Genomic DNA, 17,529 nt, shown 5'->3' with positions numbered 1-17,529 from the left:
TCGCGCCCGTCAGGCGGAGGTGCGGGCCGGGCGGAACGGGGGCGAGTAGCCCACGATGCGGCGCGTGCCGAGCTGTGGCTCAGGAGAGGACCGGGCGGTCGTCCACCGTCCGAGGCACATCTCGGCGGTGATGCCGGGCCCGAACCCGGCGAGGATGCCCCGCGCGCCCTCGGCCTGCCCGCCCTCCTCGAAGAGCCGCCGGACCGCGTCCAGGACGACGGCGCTGGCGATGTTGCCGTACTCGGTGAGCGTGGCGCGGCTGAACCGGAAGGCCTCCGGGGGCACTTCGAGGAAGCGGCTCAGATCGTCGAGGATGCGCGGACCGCCCGCGTGGATGATGTAGAAGTCCAGGTCCCCGGCGTCCCAGCCGTGGGCGCCCGCGATCTCGCGGAGGGCGGGGGCGAGCGGCTCCATGGTGGTGGGCACCCGCTTGTCGAGGAGGAAGTGGAATCCGGTGGCGCGGACGCTGTAGGCGATCCAGTCCTCGGTGTCCGGCACCAGATAGGCGCTGTTGCGCTCCAGGGCGATGCCGGTGCCGCCCCGGCCGCGCACCACGGCGGCGGCGACCGCGTCGCCGAACAGGCCGTTGGAGAGCAGCGATCCCACGCCGAGGTCGGTCGGCTGGTAGCAGAGCGAGCAGAACTCGCAGGCCACGATGAGGACGTTCGCGTCGGGGTAGGCGGTGCAGAAGTCGTGCGCGCGGTTGATCGCCGCGCCGCCCGCGGCGCAGCCGAGCTGGGCGATGGGGACCTGCCGGGTGTGGCTGGGGAAGCCCATGGTGTTGATCATCCAGGCGGTCAGCGAGGGCATCATGAAGCCCGTGCAGGACACGTAGACGATCATGTCGATGTCGGCGGGGCGCAGGGACGCGTTCTCCAGGGCCTCCCGGACGACCGCGGGCACCCGGGCCTTGGCCTCGGTCTCGTACCGCTTGTTGCGCTCCTCGAAGCCGGGGTGCCTGAGGGTCTCCTCGATGGGCTGCACGAGGTGACGGCGGTTGACGCCGGTGTTGCCGATCAGCCGCAGCGCCAGGGCCAACTGGGGGTGGCCCTCATGGTGTGAGCGGGCGAGGTCGAGGGTTTCCTCCATCGTGATCACGTGCTCGGGCACGGACACTGCGGGCTTGCACAAAGTCACCACGACGCTCGCTCCTTCGTACGGTTCGCGTCAACATCCGCAAGACTCGCCCGATGATCGCAACCCCGCAACCGCGCGTACGGCCGTTCACCTACGGAGGGTGACGGGTCGAACGGGGGTCCGATGCTCCGTCCGGGGGGCTGTCCAGGCCCGGCGTGTCGCGGTCGGCCGACGCCGGGAACAGCCGCCCCGCGACCCCCGCGACCCCCCGAACCCCGCCCGGAACATCCCCCGAAGTGACGACGGTACGAACGCGCCCCGAAGTGACGGCGGAGCCCCTGGCGCGCGCCGGGGGGCATGGTGGCGCCCCCGGCCCCTCGGCGCGCGCCGGGCGCGTGTCCGTCCCGCCCGGCGCCCCGGTCTCGACAGGGGGGTGCGTTCTGCTCGCCCGGCCGGACCCGCCAGAGCCGGGCCGGAGCCGCCGCCGGGGTCCGTCGACGAGTCGCCGCGCCGGATCGCGCACCGCGACGGTGTGTGCCTGTCCCAGGTCGCGACCGAGGACGCCGAGGCCGGCGGGGCGCTGATCCGGGCGGGTGAGGCGGTGTACGGCTCCGAGGTCCTCGACCCGGTGCGAGGGGACCTCCGGCGGGCGGCAGGACGGCCGGGGAGGACACCGGGACCGCCGGGTGCGCGGGGTGGGCCCGGTCGTCGGCGGAACCGCTCCGGGCGCGGCGGTCCGGGAGAACACCCGGGCCGGTGGAGCGGCCCGGCGGCTCAGGAGGCCGTGGGGTGCTCCCGGTCGTACTCCTCCGTCAGCTCACGGCACCGCTTCACATCGGCGGCCATGGCCTGGAGCAGATCGTCCAGGGTGTCGAACTTCGACATCCCCCGGACGTACGCGAGGAAGTCGACGGCCACGTGCAGTCCGTACAGGTCCAGGCCCTCGCGGTCGATCGCGTACGCCTCCACGGTCCGCTCCGTGGCGTCGAACTGCGGGTTCGTGCCGACCGAGATCGCCGCGGGCATCCGCTCCCCCGCCGCCGTCAGCCAGCCCGCGTACACGCCGTCCGCCGGGACCGCCGTGTGCGGCAGCGTCTCGACGTTGGCCGTCGGGAAGCCCAGTTCGCGCCCCCGCTGGGCGCCCCGGACCACGATGCCCTCGACCCGGTGCGGGCGGCCCAGGATCTCCGCCGCTCCGGTCATGTCGCCCTCGGCGACCAGCCTGCGGGTGAGGGTGGAGGAGAAGGGGTCGCCGCCGCCCGCCGCCCCGGTGACGTACAGGTCGACGACCTCGACCTCGTAGTCGTAGGTGCCGCCCAGCTCGGACAGGAAGGCCACGTTGCCCGCCGCCCGGTGTCCGAAGCGGAAGTTGGGGCCCTCGATGACGGCCTTCGCGTGCAGCTTGTCGACGAGCACCTTCACGATGAAGTCCGCGGGGGACAGCTGGGAGAAGTCCGCCGTGAACGGCAGGACGAGCACCGCGTCCACGCCCAGGCCCGCCATCAGCTCCGCGCGCCGGTGGTGCGGGGACAGCAGCGGCGGATGGCTGCCGGGCCGTACGACCTCGGAGGGGTGCGGGTCGAAGGTGACCACCACGGCGGGCACCCCGAGCTGCCGGGCGCGCTCGACGGCCCGCCCGATGATCAGCTGGTGTCCTCGGTGCACCCCGTCGTAGGAGCCGATGGTGACGACGCTGCGCCCCCAGTCCTGGGGGATGTCCTCCAAGCCACGCCAGCGCTGCACTGTGACCGCTCCTCGTCCGCCTGTTCGCCGATTACGCAGGTCTAAGACTGCCATGTCCACGGCCGTCGGTCCGCATCGGCATGGAAGTGCCGGGGCTCCCGGCCTCCCGGACCGGCTCCGGCACCCGGTCGGGGGGCCCGTCGTCCGCCGGAGCGGCCAGGACGGCGGCGAACGCGGGCCGCTCCCGCACGAGACCCGCGAGGGCCCGTTCGAACCGTGCGGCGCCCTCGGCGGTACGGCTCGACAGCGCGCCGACCCGCCGCACGAGCTCCCGCGTGCGGGGCCCGCTGCGCCGCCCGGCGTCCTCTGCGGCGGCCGTCAGGAGGGCGTCGAGGACGGTGTCGTCGCCGGTCCCGTACCGCTCGTGCTCCAGGAGTACGTCGAGCAGTTCGGCCCGCAGATGGCGGGAGGCGCCGGTGCCGGGGGCGGCGAGGACCGGCGCGAGGGCGCGGCGGGCGGCGGGGCGGCTCCGGATGAGGTCGACGGTCAGCGGGAAGAGCACCGCCCTGGCCGCCGGGCCGTCTTCGAGGCGCCGGTCGACGAAGGCGGCCACGAGCCCGGCGCCCTCGGGGTGGCGGACGGCGTAGTCGCGGACGAGGGCGGCGGCGCGGCGGGCGAGGGCGGGCGCCTCGACCTCGGCGAGGGCCCGCAGGGCGGCGGCGGGCGCCTCGCCGGTGCCGTGCAGCCGGATGCGGAAGGCGGCGAGCACCGGCCCGGGGTCGGCCGTCATCGCGGCGGCGAGGGCGCTCGCGGGCACCCGGGGTTCGGTGAGGGCGCGGGGCAGGTGGCGGGCGCGGGTGAGCGGGTCGCGGACGAGGAGTCCGAGGGCGGGGCCGTGCAGGGCCCGGTCGGCGGGGCGGGCGAGCAGCGCGAGGGCCGCGTAGCGGAGGAGTTCCCGGTCGGCGGGGGCGGTGGCGTGCCCGACGACGAGCTGTCCGTACGCGAGGGCGGCGGTGCGCCGTTCGGGGCGTCCGTCGTCGTGGGCCCAGCGGTCGACGGCCCGGCAGACGACGCCGGGCTCGTCCTCGGCGAGCGCGGCGAGGAGGTCCTCGGCGAGCGGATGGGCGGTGGCGACGAGCGCCTCGCACAGGTCGTCGGCGGCGAGCGCCCGGTGGGTGTGCAGCAGGGCCTGCGCGGCGGTGGCGACGGTCGCGTGCGGGGTGGCGGGCAGGGGCCGTTCGTCGCCGAACCAGCGGCACAGGAGGGGCTGGACGCCCCTCGGGTCACGGGCGAGCAGCCCGGCGACGGCATCGAGGGCGCGGGGTCCGGCGGCGGGCGCCGGGCCGTCCTCCACGGGTCCGCCGGGCGGCGGGTCGGCGGGGACGAGGCGGCGCAGCAGATCGATGCGTTCGTCCTCGCCGAGGGGCAGACCGAGCCAGAAGCCGGGGCCGAAGGGGGCGTACGCGGCGGGGCGGCCGGGCCGCGCCCCGATCCGGTCGGCGAGGAGGCGCAGCACGGGCAGGTAGGGGCGGGGGTCCCGCATCCCGCGCACGGCCTCCCCGAACAGCCGCGCGGCCCACCAGGGCCCGTCCCCGGCGGCGGGGGACCCGTGGTCGGCGAAGCGGTGCAGGGCCTCGGCGAGGGTGGTCAGCCGGGGCGCGAGGGCCTCGGGACCGTGCTCCCGGTGGAGCAGCAGCAGGGCCTGGAGCACCGGCCCGATGCGATGGCGCGGCACGGGCGGCGGGGCGGCCCCGGCGGGGGTGCGCTGCCGGGGGACGCCGGGGACGGCGTCGGCGAAGGACCGGCACAGGGCGGGCGCGCCCGGCGCGGAGGGGCCGGAGAGGCCCTGGGGCCCGGCCCCGGAGTCCCCGGCCGGGAGCCCGGGGGTGCCCACGCCGGGAGCGGAGGGGCCGGTGAGGTGCGCGGCTCCGGCGGAGGGCCAGGGGGCGGGCGCGCCGGGAGCGGGGCCCGGGGCGACCGCCCCCGGGACGACGTGGGGCACGGGAGCGCCGGGGACGGTGAAGCGCCCGGCCCCGGCGGGGAACGCGGACTCCGTGGCCCCGGAGAGGACCCCGGGGGCGGGCGCGCCGGACGCGGGGCCGGGGGCGTCCGCCCCCGGGACGACGCAAGGAACAGAAACGCCGGGGTGGGTGACGCTTCCGGCCCCGGCGGGACGGGCGTACGGCCCGGGGGCGGGGGCTTCGGGACGGGCGTACGGCCCCGAGGCCGGGACTACGGGACGGGCGTACGGCCCGGAGGCGGTGGCGGCCGGGGCGGAACGCGTCCCGGAGGCGGGGGCTTCGGGACCGGAGTACGGCCCGGAGGCCGGGGCGGCCGGACCGGAACGCGGCCCAGAAGTGGGAGCTTCGGGACCGGAGTACGGCCCGGAGACGGGAGCCACCGGACCGGAGTACGACCCAGACAGCGCCACTGCGGACCCGGCCGCGAGGCCAGGGGCCGCGAACCCAGGGGCCGCGAACCCAGGGGGAAGTCCTCCCGAGGGAGAGGGCGGGGCGAGAGCGGCAGGGACGGTGAGGTGCCCTGAGCCGTCGGGGAACACGGGCGCGGCGGACCCGCCAGGCCCAGCCGACCTCGCGGCCCCCACCGGCCCGGCTGCTCCGGTCGCTCCCGCCGCCCCGGCCACTCCCGCCACTCCCGCCGCTCCCGCCGCTCCCGCCGCTCCCGTGGAGGACTCGGGTGTCTCCGGGCCGGAAGGGGCCGGGGCGGGCGCGGCGGGGACCGTCGGGGGGCGGGGGCGGAGGAGGGCGGTCAGGGCGCCGTCCACGTCCAGGTGGGCGGCCTGGAGCCAGTCGCCGAGTTCCTCGTGGGCGAAGCGGTAGCCGGTGCCCGCCGGGGTGAGGAGTCCTTCGGTGAGGACGGCCGGGGCCCAGCCCTCCCGCCAGGGGAAGAGCTGCTCGAAGGAGGTGCGGTCGAGGACGCCGTGTCCGGGGCCGAGGCAGCGGCGGGCCGCCTCGTGGACCTGGCCGGTGACGCGGGCGGCGAGACGGCGGACGGCGCCGCCGCCGGGCAGGGGCCGGGTGCCCGCCGCGATCCGGACGGCGATCCGCAGGCACATCAGGTCCAGATGGGCGGTGAAGATCTCCTCGCGGCCGGGCCGTCCCGGCACCTCCCCGGGCAGGGCCGCGCGGACCTCCGCGAGCAGCCGCAGGGCGAGCGGGTGGTGGGCGTCGGCCTCGGCGAGGTCGGTCGCGGCGAGCCCGTACCCCTCGCGGACGGCCCGTGCCTCGGACGCGGAGTACGGCCCGAGGGCGACGGCGGCGGGCAGCCCTCCGCCGGGGCCGGTCACGGGCCGGTGCAGCGCGCCGGGGGTGTAGAGGGCACCGGCCTGCTCCCAGTGCTCGGGGCGGCAGGCGGTGACGAGGTGGACCTGATGGGCGCGGAGCCAGTGCTCGGTGGCCGAGGTCCAGTCGGCGAGCCGGTGGGCGAGGAGCGGGGGCATCTCCTCGGGGCCGTCGAGGAGGACGAGGAGCGGCCGGCCCGCGTCGCGGGCGAGGGCGGCGGCCCGTTCGGGGGTGGCGGTGCCGGTGTCCCCGGTGGCCCCGGAGGCGGTGACGATCCGTCCGGCCTGCCGCAGGGCGCGGCCGACGGCGTCGGCGAGGGAGCGGTCGTCGGCGCGCAGGTCGGCGCCGCGCAGCCGGACGGTGGGGGCGGGGGCGACGCCCCGGGCGCGGCGGGCGCAGAGGGCCCCGAGGGCGGTGGTGCGACCGGTGCCGGGGGCTCCGACGAGGGCGAGGACGGGGACGTCCCCGGCGGTGAAGCGGGCGAACTCGCGGGCGCATCCGGCGCGTTCGACGGGCTCGGGCCAGGGGTCGGGGTCGCGGGCGGGGCCGGTGGCGGTGAGTTCGAGGACGGCGGCGAGGTTGAGGTCGGGGCCGTAGGCGGGGACGGTGGCGGCGTTGCGCCGGAGCAGGGCGGTGAGGGCGCCGCCGGGGCGGATCGGCACGGCGTATCCGGCGGCCGGGCGCCCGCCGTGCAGGGCGGTGCCGAGGACCGCGAGGACGGTGCCGGTGGCGGTGTCGAGGACGGGGCCTCCGGCGGCCTGTCCGCCAGGCCTGAGGGCTTCGGCCCCGTCGGTGCCGATGGCGAGTTCGAGGGCGTCGCCGAGGGGGTGGGAGCGGTCGGCGGCGGTGTAGGTGACGGCGGCGGGGCCGAGGACGCGGGCCTCGCGCCAGCCGTGGGCGGCGATCCGTACGTAGGTGCCGGGTTCGACCCCGTCCCGGGTGGCCAGCGGCAGGGGCCGTACGCCGAGGCCCCGGGTGCGGACGAGGGCGAGGCCGCTCTCGGGCAGCCGGGTGACGGCCTCCGGCTCGGCGAGCCAGCTCCGGTCGCCGGGGGCGCGGAGAAGGACATGGCTGAGCCCTTCGACGGCTTCGTGACTGGTGACGACCGTTCCGTGGTGGTCGGCGAGGAATCCGGCGCCGCGTGGCCGCCCCGCCGGATCGCAGATCCTCACCAGCGTCGCCAGGTCCTCGCGTCCCATGGCGTCGACGGTAGGCCGCCGCCGATCACGCCAAGAACCACGGAGGCGAACACGCCCCTCTTCACGCCCCCTTTCACTCCGGACGCCTGCCTGTTCGGGTGATACTCCGGCGTGTTCCGGACAGAATCGCGCAGGGGGAGGGAAAAGGGGGGAACACGGTGGGGCGGGCACGCGCGTGTGCCCGCCCCACCGTGAACGTCCGGGGCCCCCGGTCCGGCCGGACCGGGCCCGGTCTCAGCCGAAGACGGCCAGGCTCTTGGCCTTGCCCCGCTGGGCCTCGACGAGCGCGAGCAGGTTCCCCGCGGGACCGTAGACCGCGACGGGACCCGCCGGGTACTCCGGCATGTCGAGCCGGACCCCGTTGAGCAGCAGTCCGGCCCGCTTCTCGTCGACGTCCCACCGGGGGAACGCCGCCGAGGCCGCGTCGGCGACCGGCATGACCGTCAGCTCCTCCTGGAGCTGATCCAGCGTCCTGGCGGAGTCCAGCTTGTACGGGCCGACCCGGGTGCGCCGCAGCGCGGTCAGATGACCGCCCACGCCGAGGCCCGCGCCGAGGTCCCGGGCGAGCGCCCGGATGTACGTACCGGAGGAGCAGACGACGGAGACGACCAGGTCGAGGACGGGGGTGCCGTCCTCCGCGGTCGCCTCGCGCACGTCGTACACCTGGAAGGACGAGACGGTGACTGGGCGGGCAGGGATCTCGAACTCCTCGCCGCCGCGCACCCGCGCGTACGACCGCTTGCCGTCGATCTTGATCGCGGAGACCTTCGACGGGACCTGCATGATGGCGCCGGTCAGCTCGGCGACGCCCGCGTCGATGCCCTCGCGGGTCACCTTGGAGGCGTCCACGGAGGCGGTGATCTCGCCCTCGGCGTCGTCGGTGACCGTGCTCTGGCCCAGCCGGACGGTGCCCAGGTACTCCTTCTCGGTCAGCGCGAGGTGACCGAGCAGCTTGGTGGCCCGCTCCACGCCGAGGACGAGGACTCCGGTCGCCATCGGGTCGAGCGTGCCCGCGTGGCCGACGCGGCGGGTCTTCGCGATCCCCCGCATCTTGGCCACGACGTCGTGCGAGGTGAAGCCCGACGGCTTGTCGACGATGACGAGGCCGTCGGGCGTGGCTGCTGCGTTGCTCATTCGGCGGCTTCGTCCTCGCCCGGCTTCTTGTAGGGGTCGGCCTCGCCCGCGAAGGCGGCGCCCGAGGACGCCTCCCGCACCTGGGCGTCCGAGGCCCGCGCCCTGTCGAGGAGGTTCTCGATCGTCTTGGCGTTCTCCGGAAGGGCGTCCGCCACGAAGGTCAGCGTCGGGGTGAACTTGGTCCCCGCGGCGCGGCCCACGGCCGAACGGAGGACGCCCTTGGCGCTCTCCAGTCCGGCGGCGGCGCTCGCCCGCTCCTCGTCGTCGCCGTAGACCGTGTAGAAGACCGTGGCCTCCCGCAGATCACCGGTGACACGGGTGTCCGTGATGGTCACGTGCGTACCCAGTCGGGGGTCCTTGACGCCGCGCTGCAGCTTCTCGGCGACCACCTCCCGGATGAGGTCCGCCAGCTTCTTCGCCCGCGCGTTGTCGGCCACTGGTCCTTCTCCTTCTTCGCCTTGCTCAGATCAGTCTTCATCAGTGTGGAGCCTGCGGCGCACCGACAGCAGCTCCACCTCGGGGCGGGCGGCGACGAGCCGCTCGCACCGGTCCAGCACGTCGCTGAGGTGTCCCGGGTCCCCGGACACCATCGCGACGCCGATCTCGGCCCGCCGGTGGAGGTCCTGGTCGCCGGTCTCCGCCACGCTCACCGCGAACTTCCGGTGCAGTTCGGCGACGATCGGCCTGACGACGGAGCGTTTCTCCTTCAACGAACGTATGTCGCCGAGGAGGAGATCGAAGGACAGGGTCCCCACGTACATGTGTGTCCGGATGTCCCGCCGGTTCGGGTTCGGTGCCCCGCCGACGAACCGGCGGGGACATCCGAAACCGTACACGCAACGGCCGGGGCCGATCGACGGAATACTTTCCGCCGACCGGCCCCGGCTCAGTGCTGCGAGCGGACGCGTCAGGCGCGCGGCTTCTCGCGCATCTCGTACGTCGCGATGACGTCGTCGATCTTGATGTCGTTGAAGTTTCCGAGGTTGATACCGCCCTCGAAGCCTTCGCGGATCTCGGTGACGTCGTCCTTGAAGCGGCGCAGACCGTGGATCGTGAGGTCCTCGGCGATGACCTTGCCGTCGCGGACGAGGCGCGCCTTGGTGTTGCGCTTGACCTCGCCGGAGCGGATGAGGACACCGGCGATGTTGCCCAGCTTGGACGAGCGGAAGACCTCGCGGATCTCCGCCGTACCCAGCTCGACCTCTTCGTACTCCGGCTTGAGGAGACCCTTCAGGGCCGCCTCGATCTCCTCGATCGCCTGGTAGATGACCGAGTAGTACCGGACGTCGACGCCCTCGCGCTCCGCCATCTGCGCGGCACGGCCGGCCGCACGGACGTTGTAGCCGATGACGATGGCGTCGGAGCCCATGGCCAGGTCGATGTCCGACTCGGTGACCGCACCCACACCACGGTGCAGGACGCGGATGTCGACCTCTTCGCCGACGTCGAGCTGGAGCAGCGAGGCTTCCAGGGCCTCGACCGCACCGGACGCGTCGCCCTTGATGATGAGGTTGAGTTCCTGGACGAGACCGGCCTTGAGCACCTTGTCGAGGTCCTCGAGGGACACCCGGCGGACGCGCTTGGCGAAGGCGGCGTTGCGCTCACGCGCCGCGCGCTTCTCGGCGATCTGACGCGCCGTACGGTCCTCGTCGACGACCAGGAGGTTGTCGCCGGCACCCGGCACGTTGGTGAGACCGAGCACCAGGACGGGAGTCGACGGGGTCGCCTCCTCGACGTTGTTGCCCTTGTCGTCGAGCATCGCCCGGACACGGCCGTACGCGTCGCCGACCACCACGGTGTCGCCGATGCGCAGCGTTCCGCGCTGGACCAGGACGGTCGAGACCGCACCGCGACCGCGGTCGAGGTGGGACTCGATCGCGATGCCCTGCGCGTCCTGGTTCGGGTTGGCCCGCAGGTCGAGCGAGGCGTCGGCGGTGAGGACGACGGCCTCCAGCAGGGAGTCGATGTGCAGACCCTGCTTGGCGGAGATGTCGACGAACATGGTGTCGCCGCCGTACTCCTCGGCCACCAGACCGAACTCGGTCAGCTGGCCACGGACCTTGACCGGGTCCGCGCCCTCGACGTCGATCTTGTTGACCGCGACGACGATCGGGACGCCGGCGGCCTTGGCGTGGTTGAGCGCCTCGATCGTCTGCGGCATGACGCCGTCGTTGGCCGCGACCACGAGGATCGCGATGTCGGTCGACTTCGCACCACGGGCACGCATGGCGGTGAACGCCTCGTGACCCGGGGTGTCGATGAAGGTGATGCGACGCTCTTCGCCGTTGACCTCGGTACCCACCTGGTAGGCACCGATGTGCTGGGTGATGCCACCGGCTTCGCCCGCGACGACGTTCGTCTTGCGGATCGCGTCGAGCAGTCGGGTCTTTCCGTGGTCGACGTGACCCATGACGGTGACGACCGGCGGACGGGAGACCAGGGCCTCTTCGCCGCCCTCGTCCTCGCCGAACTCGATGTCGAAGGACTCGAGCAGCTCGCGGTCCTCCTCCTCGGGCGAGACGATCTGAACGGTGTAGTTCATCTCCTCGCCGAGCATCGTCAGCGTGTCGTCGGAGACCGACTGCGTCGCCGTGACCATCTCGCCGAGGTTCATCATCACCGCGACGAGCGACGCCGGGTTGGCGCCGATCTTCTCGGCGAAGTCGGTGAGGGAGGCACCGCGCGACAGGCGGATGACCTCGCCGCCACCGCGGGGAAGCATCACGCCGCCCACGGACGGGGCCTGCATGGCCTCGTACTCCTGGCGCCTCTGACGCTTCGACTTGCGACCACGACGCGCGGGACCGCCGGGGCGGCCGAAGGCGCCCTGCGTGCCACCACGGGCACCAGGACCGCCGGGACGGCCACCGAAGCCGCCGGGACGACCGCCGAAGCCGCCGCCACCGCCGCCGGGACCACCCGGACGACCGCCGCCGCCACCACCGGGACCGCCGGGACGACCGGCGAAGCCGCCGCCGCCACCGCCGGGACCGGCCGGACGACCGGCGAAGCCGGGACGACCGCCGCCGCCACCGCCACCGGGACCGGCCGGACGACCACCGGGACCACCGGGGCCACGACCGCCGGGACCGGGACGCGGACCGGCAGCGGGACGCTGCGGCATCATGCCCGGGTTCGGACGGTTGCCGCCGGGCGCGCCGCCCGGACGGGGAGCCTGCGGACGGGGCATCCCACCGGGGGTGGGGCGCTGACCGCCCTGACCCTGCGGACGCGGGGCGCCGCCGGGGCCGCCCTGCGGGCGCGGGGCGCCCGGAGCGGCACCGGGGCCGCCGGGACGCGGGGCGCCGCCACCGGGACGGGGCGTCTGCGGACGCGCCATGCCGGTGGAGCCGCCCGAGGTGAACGGGTTGTTGCCCGGACGGGGACCGGCCGGACGGTTGCCGCCCGGACGGGGGGCCTGCTGGCCGCCGGGGCGCGGCGCGCCCTGGCCCTGCGGGCGGGACGCCTGGCCCGGACGGGCGGCGGCCGGGCGGGGGCCCGGGGTCGCACCGGCGGGGCGCTGGGCGGCCGGAGCCGCCGGAGGCGCGGTGAACTCCGGAGTCGTCGGAGCCGGGGAGGCGGGCGCCGGCTTCGGCGCGGCCGGGGGCTTCGGACCCGGGGTCGGACGCGAGGCCGGAGCCTGCGCCGCGGGCTTCTCCGCCGCCGCGGGCTTGGGCGCCGGGGTGGGCGCGCCAGGCTTGGGGGCAGCGGGACGTGCCGCCTGCGCCGGGGACGGCGCGGGGGTGGCCGACGCCGGCTTCGGCGCGGCGGGGGTGGGCGTCGCCTTGCGGGGCGCGCCGGGCTTGGCAGCGGTCTTGCCGGCGTTGCCACCGGGACCCTGCAAAGCGTCAGTCAACTTGCGCACGACCGGCGCCTCGATCGTCGAGGACGCCGAACGGACGAACTCACCGAGTTCTTGGAGCTTGGCCATGACGACCTTGCTCTCCACACCGAACTCCTTGGCGAGTTCGTATACCCGGACCTTAGCCACTTCGCTCCTTTGAGGTCCGGGTTACCGCCGGACCGTCGCTACTTCATGGGCGTACTCATCGCGTACTCATCGAGTGGTGCTCATCGCAATCTCGACCTACTTCCAACTCGCGAGGTACCTGACCGCACGGGGTGTCCCCAGTGCCGTACTCCTTCACTGCTGTGCCGACCGCTCGACGTGGTGGCGGAGTGCCGCGGTGTCGAGCGGACCCTGAAACCTGAAGGCTCTCGGAAACGCTCGGCGGCGGACCGCCAGATCGAGACAAGCCACGGCGGGGTGCAGATACGCACCCCGGCCGGGCAGCGTACCGCGATGATCGGGAACGCACTCGTCCTTTGTCATCACGATGCGCAGCAGTTCGCTCTTGGCCGCTCGCTCCCGGCATCCCACGCAGGTTCGCTCAGGGCACGTGCGGGTATGCGTCCGGCCAGACACGATTAAGTCTACCTCCCCGTACCGACCTCACCTGTTTGGGGCAAGATTCGAACACTTGTTGGCCTGAAAACGGTCTCAGTCCTGGGGACCGTCCGGCTCCGTGTCCGGCCGGATGTCGATCCGCCAGCCGGTCAGGCGCGCGGCCAGGCGGGCGTTCTGCCCCTCCTTGCCGATGGCCAGCGACAGCTGGTAGTCCGGCACGGTGACCCGGGCAGAGCGGGCCGCCATGTCGACGATCTCGACCTTGGTGACCCGGGCCGGGGAGAGCGCGTTCGCCACCATCTCGGCCGGGTCGTCCGACCAGTCGACGATGTCGATCTTCTCGCCGAGCAGCTCCGCCATCACGTTGCGGACCCGGCTGCCCATCGGGCCGATGCAGGCGCCCTTGGGGTTGAGACCCGAACGGGTGGAACGGACCGCCATCTTGGTGCGGTGACCGGCCTCACGGGCGATGGCCGAGATCTCGACCGAACCGTCCGCGATCTCCGGCACCTCCAGGGCGAACAGCTTCTTCACCAGGTTGGGGTGCGTCCGCGAGAGCGTCACGGACGGACCGCGCACGCCCCTCGCCACCCGGACGACGTACGTGCGCAGCCGCAGACCGTGCGTGTACTCCTCGCCCGGCACCTGCTCCTGCACCGGGAGGATGGCCTCCAGCTTGTCGTCCAGCCGGACGAGGACGTTCTTCGGGTCCTTGCCCTGCTGCACCACACCGGCGACGACATCGCCCTCGCGGCGCGCGTACTCGCCGAACGTCACGTCGTTCTCGGCGTCCCGCAGCCGCTGCTGGATCACCTGGCGGGCGGTGCTCGCGGCGATCCGTCCGAAGTCGGACGGGGTGTCGTCGAAGTCCTTGGGCTCCTGGCCCTCCTCCAGATCGGAGGGGTCTTCCTTCGCCCACACCGTCACGTGACCGGTCTGCCGGTTCAGCTCCGCGCGCGCGTGGCGGCGGGCGTCGGGGGTGCGGTGGTAGGCGATGAGGAGGGCCGACTCGATCGCCTCGACCAGCAGTTCGAAGGAGATCTCCTTCTCCTGCGCCAAGCCCTTGAGCAGCTTCACGTCGATGTCCACGGCTACGCCTCCTCTTCCTTCTTGTCCTTGCGGTTGAACTCGATCTCGACACGCGCCCTGACGACATCGGCGAACCCGACCCGGCGGGCGGTGGGCTTGCGCCCCTTCACGCCCGGCACTTCGAGGTCGAGACCGTCCTCGTCCACCGCGAGGATCCGCGCGACCAGCTCCCCGTCCTCGGCGAGCTGGAGCTTCACCAGCCGGCCGGTGGCCCGCACGTAGTGGCGGTGCTCGGTGAGGGGGCGGTCGGCGCCGGGGGAGCTGACTTCGAGGACGTACTCGCCCTCGCCCATCACGTCGGTCTCGTCGAGCTTCTCGGAGATCGCGCGGCTCAGCTCGGCACAGGCGTCCAGCTCCACGCCCTCGTCCGAGTCGACGACGATCCTCACCAGTCCGCGCCGACCCGCCCGGGACACCTCGATCTCTTCCAGATCCAGGTCCTTCGCGTGGACGAGCGGCTCCACGAGTCCGCGCAGCCTGTCGCTCTGGGTGGTGCTCATCCGGGTGACTCCTCGGCCGCGTGTGCTGTTGTGGGGTTCGTCGCGTGTCAGACCAAAGGGTATCCGGTCCCGGAGGGTGTTGCCGTCCACCCGCCCGGGGGCCACGGGTACGCTCGCCTGCGGTGATCCCGAAGATCTTCGACGACCCGCCACGGCCGAGGGAGAGAACGTGACGACGACGGACAGGCGCGCGCTCCTGGTGGCGGGGCTCTCCGCCGCCGCCGCGACGGCCCTGACGGGCTGCGTCTCCGGGGACCCGGCGCCCCGGCGGCCGAGCCCGGCCGAGGCGGAGGCCGCACGGGCGGCCCGCGCCGAGACCGCCCTCCGGGGGCGCTCCGTGGCCGTCTCCCGGACCCTGCTGGAACGTTACGACACGACCCTCGCCGCCCATCCGGCGCTCGCCGACCGGCTGGCCCCGCTGCGCCGCTCGGCGGCGGCGCACACCGCCGCCCTCGCCGAGGGCGGTGCGACGACCGCCCCGGTGACGGCCCCGGCCGACGGCGGCGCGACCACCGGCCCCTCCCCCACCGCCGCCGGGACCCGGGCGCCGTCCGGGCGTCCCCGGCCCCCCGCCGCGCCCGTGGCCGCCGACCCCCGGACCGCGCTCACCGACCTCGCGCGGGCGGCCCGCACCGCCTCCGCCGCGCACACCGCCGCCCTGCTCACCGCGCCGCCCGAGTACGCCCGGCTGCTGGCCTCCGTGGCCGCCGCGGGCGCCGCCCACGCCTTCCTGCTGACCGAAGGAGCCCGCGCGTGAGCGCCCTCGACGCCACCCGGGCGGCGCTGGCCGCCGAGCACGCGGCCGTGTACGGGTACGGAGTGGTCGGCGCCCGGGTCGCCCCGGACCGCCGCGCCGAGGCCACCGCCGCCCACGAGGCGCACCGGGCGCGCCGGGACGCGCTGCGCCGGGCCGTGCGCGACCTCGGCGGCGCCCCGGTGGTGGCGGAGGCCGCGTACGCGCTGCCGTTCCCGGTGACCGGCCCGGCCGGGGCCGTCCGGCTCGCCGCCGTCCTGGAGGACCGGGTGGCCGGGGTGTACTCCGACCTGGTCAGGGCCACCACGGGCGCGGACCGGCGGGAGGCCGCAGCGGCACTCACCGAGGCGGCGGTACGGGCCGTGCGCTGGCGCGGCGGCGACGTAACCTTTCCTGGGCTCGCCGAGCGGGTGTGAGCCCGCTCCCCGACCGAAGGATCGACGTACCCATGGCTTTCGAACCGCCGCAGCGCCTGACCAGGACGCTCGGTGAGACGTACGGGGACACCGTCGCGGCCGAGTGGCTGGGGAAGCTGCCCGAGCTCACCGGCCACCTGGTCGGCCGTGCCTCCCTGGCCGCCGAACGGGTGGTGGCGCCCGGTGGCCGGAGCAGCCTGGTGGTGCTCGTCCGGCGGTCCGACGGCTCCCCCGCCGCCCTGAAGGTCGCGCCGCCGTTCGCCCGGCCCGACCGGGAGCGGGACGCGCTGGCGCACTGGAACGGCTGGGGCGCGGTCCGGCCGCTCGACGGCGCCCCGGGGGACGCGCTCCTCCTCGAACGGCTGCACCCCGAGGTGTCCCTGCGCTCCCTCCCGGAGGCGAAGGCGCTCCTGGAGGCGGCCGGGACCGTACGGAAGCTGTGGGTCGAGCCCCCGGCGGGGCACGGCTTCGAGTCGGTGGCCGAGCGGACCGCCCGGCAGTCCTCGGCGATGGAGCACCACCGCGCCGACGCGACGGCCGGGGCACTGGCCTCGGCGGCGCTCGACGCGCGCGAGGAGCTGCTCGCGGGCGCGGCCGAGACGATGCTGCTGCACGGGAACTTCCGGCAGGGCAAGGTGCTCGCCGGGGACCGGGCGCCCTGGCTGGTCGTCGGGCCCGAGCCGCTGGTCGGCGAGCGGGCCTACGACCTGGCCCGGCTGGTCAGGGACCGGGTGGAGGACCTGGTGGCCGCCTCCTCCGGCGCCTCGGCGGCCCGGCGGCGGGTCAACAGGCTGGCGGACTCCCTGGAGGTGGACCGGGAGCGGCTGCGCGGCTGGACCCTGTTCCGCGCGGTCGAGTCGGGGACGCGGGCGCTGACGGCGGGACGGCGGCAGGACGCCGAGCTGCTCCTCGAGTTCGCGGGCTGGCTTTAAGGGAATACCCTTTTCGTACGGTTCGGATGTATATGGTCCGGCTCGATGCGAGGAGCCGTGATGATCGAAGAACTGCTGTTCGCCGTGGCGGGCGCGGGAGCCGCGGTCGCCGTGTACACGAGTGCCGCGGCGCGGGTCGTGAAGCAGTACGAGCGCGGGCTCGTCTTCCGCTTCGGACGGCTGCGCGAGGGCATCAGGGGGCCGGGCTTCACCATGGTCGTCCCGGCCGTGGACCGGCTCCGCAAGGTCAACATGCAGATCGTCACGATGCCGGTGCCCGCGCAGGAGGGCATCACCCGGGACAACGTCACGGTCCGGGTCGACGCGGTGGTCTACTTCCGGGTCGTCGACCCGGCGGAGGCGATCGTCCGGGTCGAGGACTACCGGTTCGCGGTCTCCCAGATGGCCCAGACGTCCCTGCGGTCGATCATCGGCAAGAGCGACCTCGACGACCTGCTGTCGAACCGCGAGAAGCTCAACCAGGGCCTCGAACTGATGCTGGACTCCCCCGCGATCGGCTGGGGCGTGCAGATCGACCGGGTCGAGATCAAGGACGTGTCCCTGCCGGAGACCATGAAGCGGTCGATGGCCCGGCAGGCGGAGGCGGACCGGGAGCGGCGCGCCCGGGTGATCAACGCGGACGCGGAGCTCCAGGCATCGAAGAAGCTGGCGCAGGCGGCGGCCGTGATGTCCGAGCAGCCCGCGGCGCTCCAGCTGCGGCTGCTGCAGACGGTGATGGCGGTGTCGGCGGAGAAGAACTCGACGCTGGTCCTGCCGATCCCGGTGGAACTGCTCCGGTTCCTGGAGCGGGCGACCCCGGGCGGCGGGGCCGATCCGGCCGGGCCCGCGCCCCGGCCCACGCCCGTACCCCCACCTCCCTCCCTGCCGCCGGACGCTCCCGCGTCGGCGGATCCGGTGGACGCGGGGGAGGCGGTGGAGGACCTGACCGGGCCCTCGGTGGAACCGGCGCCCCGGGAGGACACGGCCTGACGGCGCGCGGACGGCCCGGAAGGGCGACGACGTCCGCCGTGCCCG

General features: G+C 74.7%; 14 protein-coding genes. 4 read left to right on the top strand and 10 right to left on the bottom strand.

Features of this window, described 5'->3' with window-relative positions; translation table 11 throughout:
- Window positions 1–9: 9 nt before the first annotated feature.
- The 10 genes from ACFXGN_RS24650 to rimP all read right to left on the bottom strand — a co-directional run bounded on the left by ACFXGN_RS24650 (window position 10) and on the right by rimP (window position 14,392).
- Window positions 10–1,140: a type III polyketide synthase gene (locus ACFXGN_RS24650; RefSeq protein WP_384862972.1), complete on the bottom strand. Its 1,131-nt coding sequence runs from the start codon at window positions 1,138–1,140 to the stop codon at window positions 10–12.
- A gap of 711 nt (window positions 1,141–1,851) precedes the next feature.
- Window positions 1,852–2,820: a bifunctional riboflavin kinase/FAD synthetase gene (locus ACFXGN_RS24645; protein ID WP_384862971.1), complete on the bottom strand. Its 969-nt coding sequence runs from the start codon at window positions 2,818–2,820 to the stop codon at window positions 1,852–1,854.
- A 31-nt stretch (window positions 2,821–2,851) separates the two neighbouring features.
- Window positions 2,852–7,261, bottom strand: a complete 4,410-nt coding sequence (locus ACFXGN_RS24640) for a serine protease (protein ID WP_384862968.1) — start codon at window positions 7,259–7,261, stop codon at window positions 2,852–2,854.
- A 234-nt stretch (window positions 7,262–7,495) separates the two neighbouring features.
- Window positions 7,496–8,395, bottom strand: coding sequence for a tRNA pseudouridine(55) synthase TruB (truB, locus tag ACFXGN_RS24635; protein ID WP_384862965.1), 900 nt, complete (start codon window positions 8,393–8,395; stop codon window positions 7,496–7,498).
- Complete coding sequence (rbfA, locus tag ACFXGN_RS24630) at window positions 8,392–8,832, bottom strand: 30S ribosome-binding factor RbfA (protein ID WP_351787018.1); 441 nt, start codon at window positions 8,830–8,832, stop codon at window positions 8,392–8,394. Before rbfA ends, truB begins: the two co-directional genes overlap by 4 nt.
- A 30-nt stretch (window positions 8,833–8,862) precedes the next feature.
- Window positions 8,863–9,156: a DUF503 domain-containing protein gene (locus tag ACFXGN_RS24625; protein ID WP_351787021.1), complete on the bottom strand. Its 294-nt coding sequence runs from the start codon at window positions 9,154–9,156 to the stop codon at window positions 8,863–8,865.
- Window positions 9,157–9,302: 146 nt separating this feature from the next.
- Window positions 9,303–12,386: a translation initiation factor IF-2 gene (infB, locus tag ACFXGN_RS24620; RefSeq protein ID WP_384862962.1), complete on the bottom strand. Its 3,084-nt coding sequence runs from the start codon at window positions 12,384–12,386 to the stop codon at window positions 9,303–9,305.
- A gap of 153 nt (window positions 12,387–12,539) precedes the next feature.
- A complete protein-coding gene (locus tag ACFXGN_RS24615) occupies window positions 12,540–12,821 on the bottom strand; it encodes a YlxR family protein (protein ID WP_384862960.1) in 282 nt (93 codons plus the stop codon).
- 75 nt (window positions 12,822–12,896) lie between these two features.
- On the bottom strand, window positions 12,897–13,892 hold the full coding sequence (gene nusA, locus ACFXGN_RS24610) for a transcription termination factor NusA (RefSeq protein WP_384862958.1): 996 nt from the start codon (window positions 13,890–13,892) through the stop codon (window positions 12,897–12,899).
- 2 nt (window positions 13,893–13,894) lie between these two features.
- Window positions 13,895–14,392: a ribosome maturation factor RimP gene (gene rimP, locus ACFXGN_RS24605; protein ID WP_384862956.1), complete on the bottom strand. Its 498-nt coding sequence runs from the start codon at window positions 14,390–14,392 to the stop codon at window positions 13,895–13,897.
- A gap of 169 nt (window positions 14,393–14,561) precedes the next feature.
- Here rimP and ACFXGN_RS24600 point away from each other — a divergent pair, with 169 nt between their 5' ends.
- The 4 genes from ACFXGN_RS24600 to ACFXGN_RS24585 are packed head-to-tail and all read left to right on the top strand — an operon-like array spanning window position 14,562 to window position 17,484.
- Complete coding sequence (locus tag ACFXGN_RS24600; RefSeq protein ID WP_384862954.1) at window positions 14,562–15,149, top strand: hypothetical protein; 588 nt, start codon at window positions 14,562–14,564, stop codon at window positions 15,147–15,149.
- Window positions 15,146–15,562, top strand: coding sequence for a ferritin-like domain-containing protein (locus ACFXGN_RS24595; protein ID WP_384862951.1), 417 nt, complete (start codon window positions 15,146–15,148; stop codon window positions 15,560–15,562). Before ACFXGN_RS24600 ends, ACFXGN_RS24595 begins: the two co-directional genes overlap by 4 nt.
- A gap of 32 nt (window positions 15,563–15,594) precedes the next feature.
- The gene (locus tag ACFXGN_RS24590; protein WP_384862949.1) at window positions 15,595–16,494 is read left to right on the top strand and encodes an aminoglycoside phosphotransferase family protein; all 900 of its coding nucleotides are present in this window, start codon (window positions 15,595–15,597) and stop codon (window positions 16,492–16,494) included.
- 60 nt (window positions 16,495–16,554) lie between these two features.
- Window positions 16,555–17,484, top strand: a complete 930-nt coding sequence (locus tag ACFXGN_RS24585; protein ID WP_384863045.1) for a slipin family protein — start codon at window positions 16,555–16,557, stop codon at window positions 17,482–17,484.
- The last annotated feature ends 45 nt before the right edge of the window (window positions 17,485–17,529 follow it).

It is taken from the genome of Streptomyces sp. NPDC059247, from assembly GCF_042754005.1.
Taxonomy (GTDB): Bacteria; Actinomycetota; Actinomycetes; order Streptomycetales; family Streptomycetaceae; genus Streptomyces.
Note: the sequence above shows the minus strand (reverse complement) of the source record. Positions and strands in the feature narration are given on the sequence as shown.

Bases quoted from the DNA above. Each gene is read 5' to 3' on its own strand.
- ACFXGN_RS24625 (WP_351787021.1), bottom strand. From the start codon at position 9,156: ATGTACGTGGGGACCCTGTCCTTCGATCTCCTCCTCGGCGACATACGT.
- ACFXGN_RS24585 (WP_384863045.1), top strand. From the start codon at position 16,555: ATGATCGAAGAACTGCTGTTCGCCGTGGCGGGCGCGGGAGCCGCGGTC.
- rimP (WP_384862956.1), bottom strand. From the start codon at position 14,392: ATGAGCACCACCCAGAGCGACAGGCTGCGCGGACTCGTGGAGCCGCTC.
- ACFXGN_RS24590 (WP_384862949.1), top strand. From the start codon at position 15,595: ATGGCTTTCGAACCGCCGCAGCGCCTGACCAGGACGCTCGGTGAGACG.
- ACFXGN_RS24640 (WP_384862968.1), bottom strand. From the start codon at position 7,261: ATGGGACGCGAGGACCTGGCGACGCTGGTGAGGATCTGCGATCCGGCG.
- truB (WP_384862965.1), bottom strand. From the start codon at position 8,395: ATGAGCAACGCAGCAGCCACGCCCGACGGCCTCGTCATCGTCGACAAG.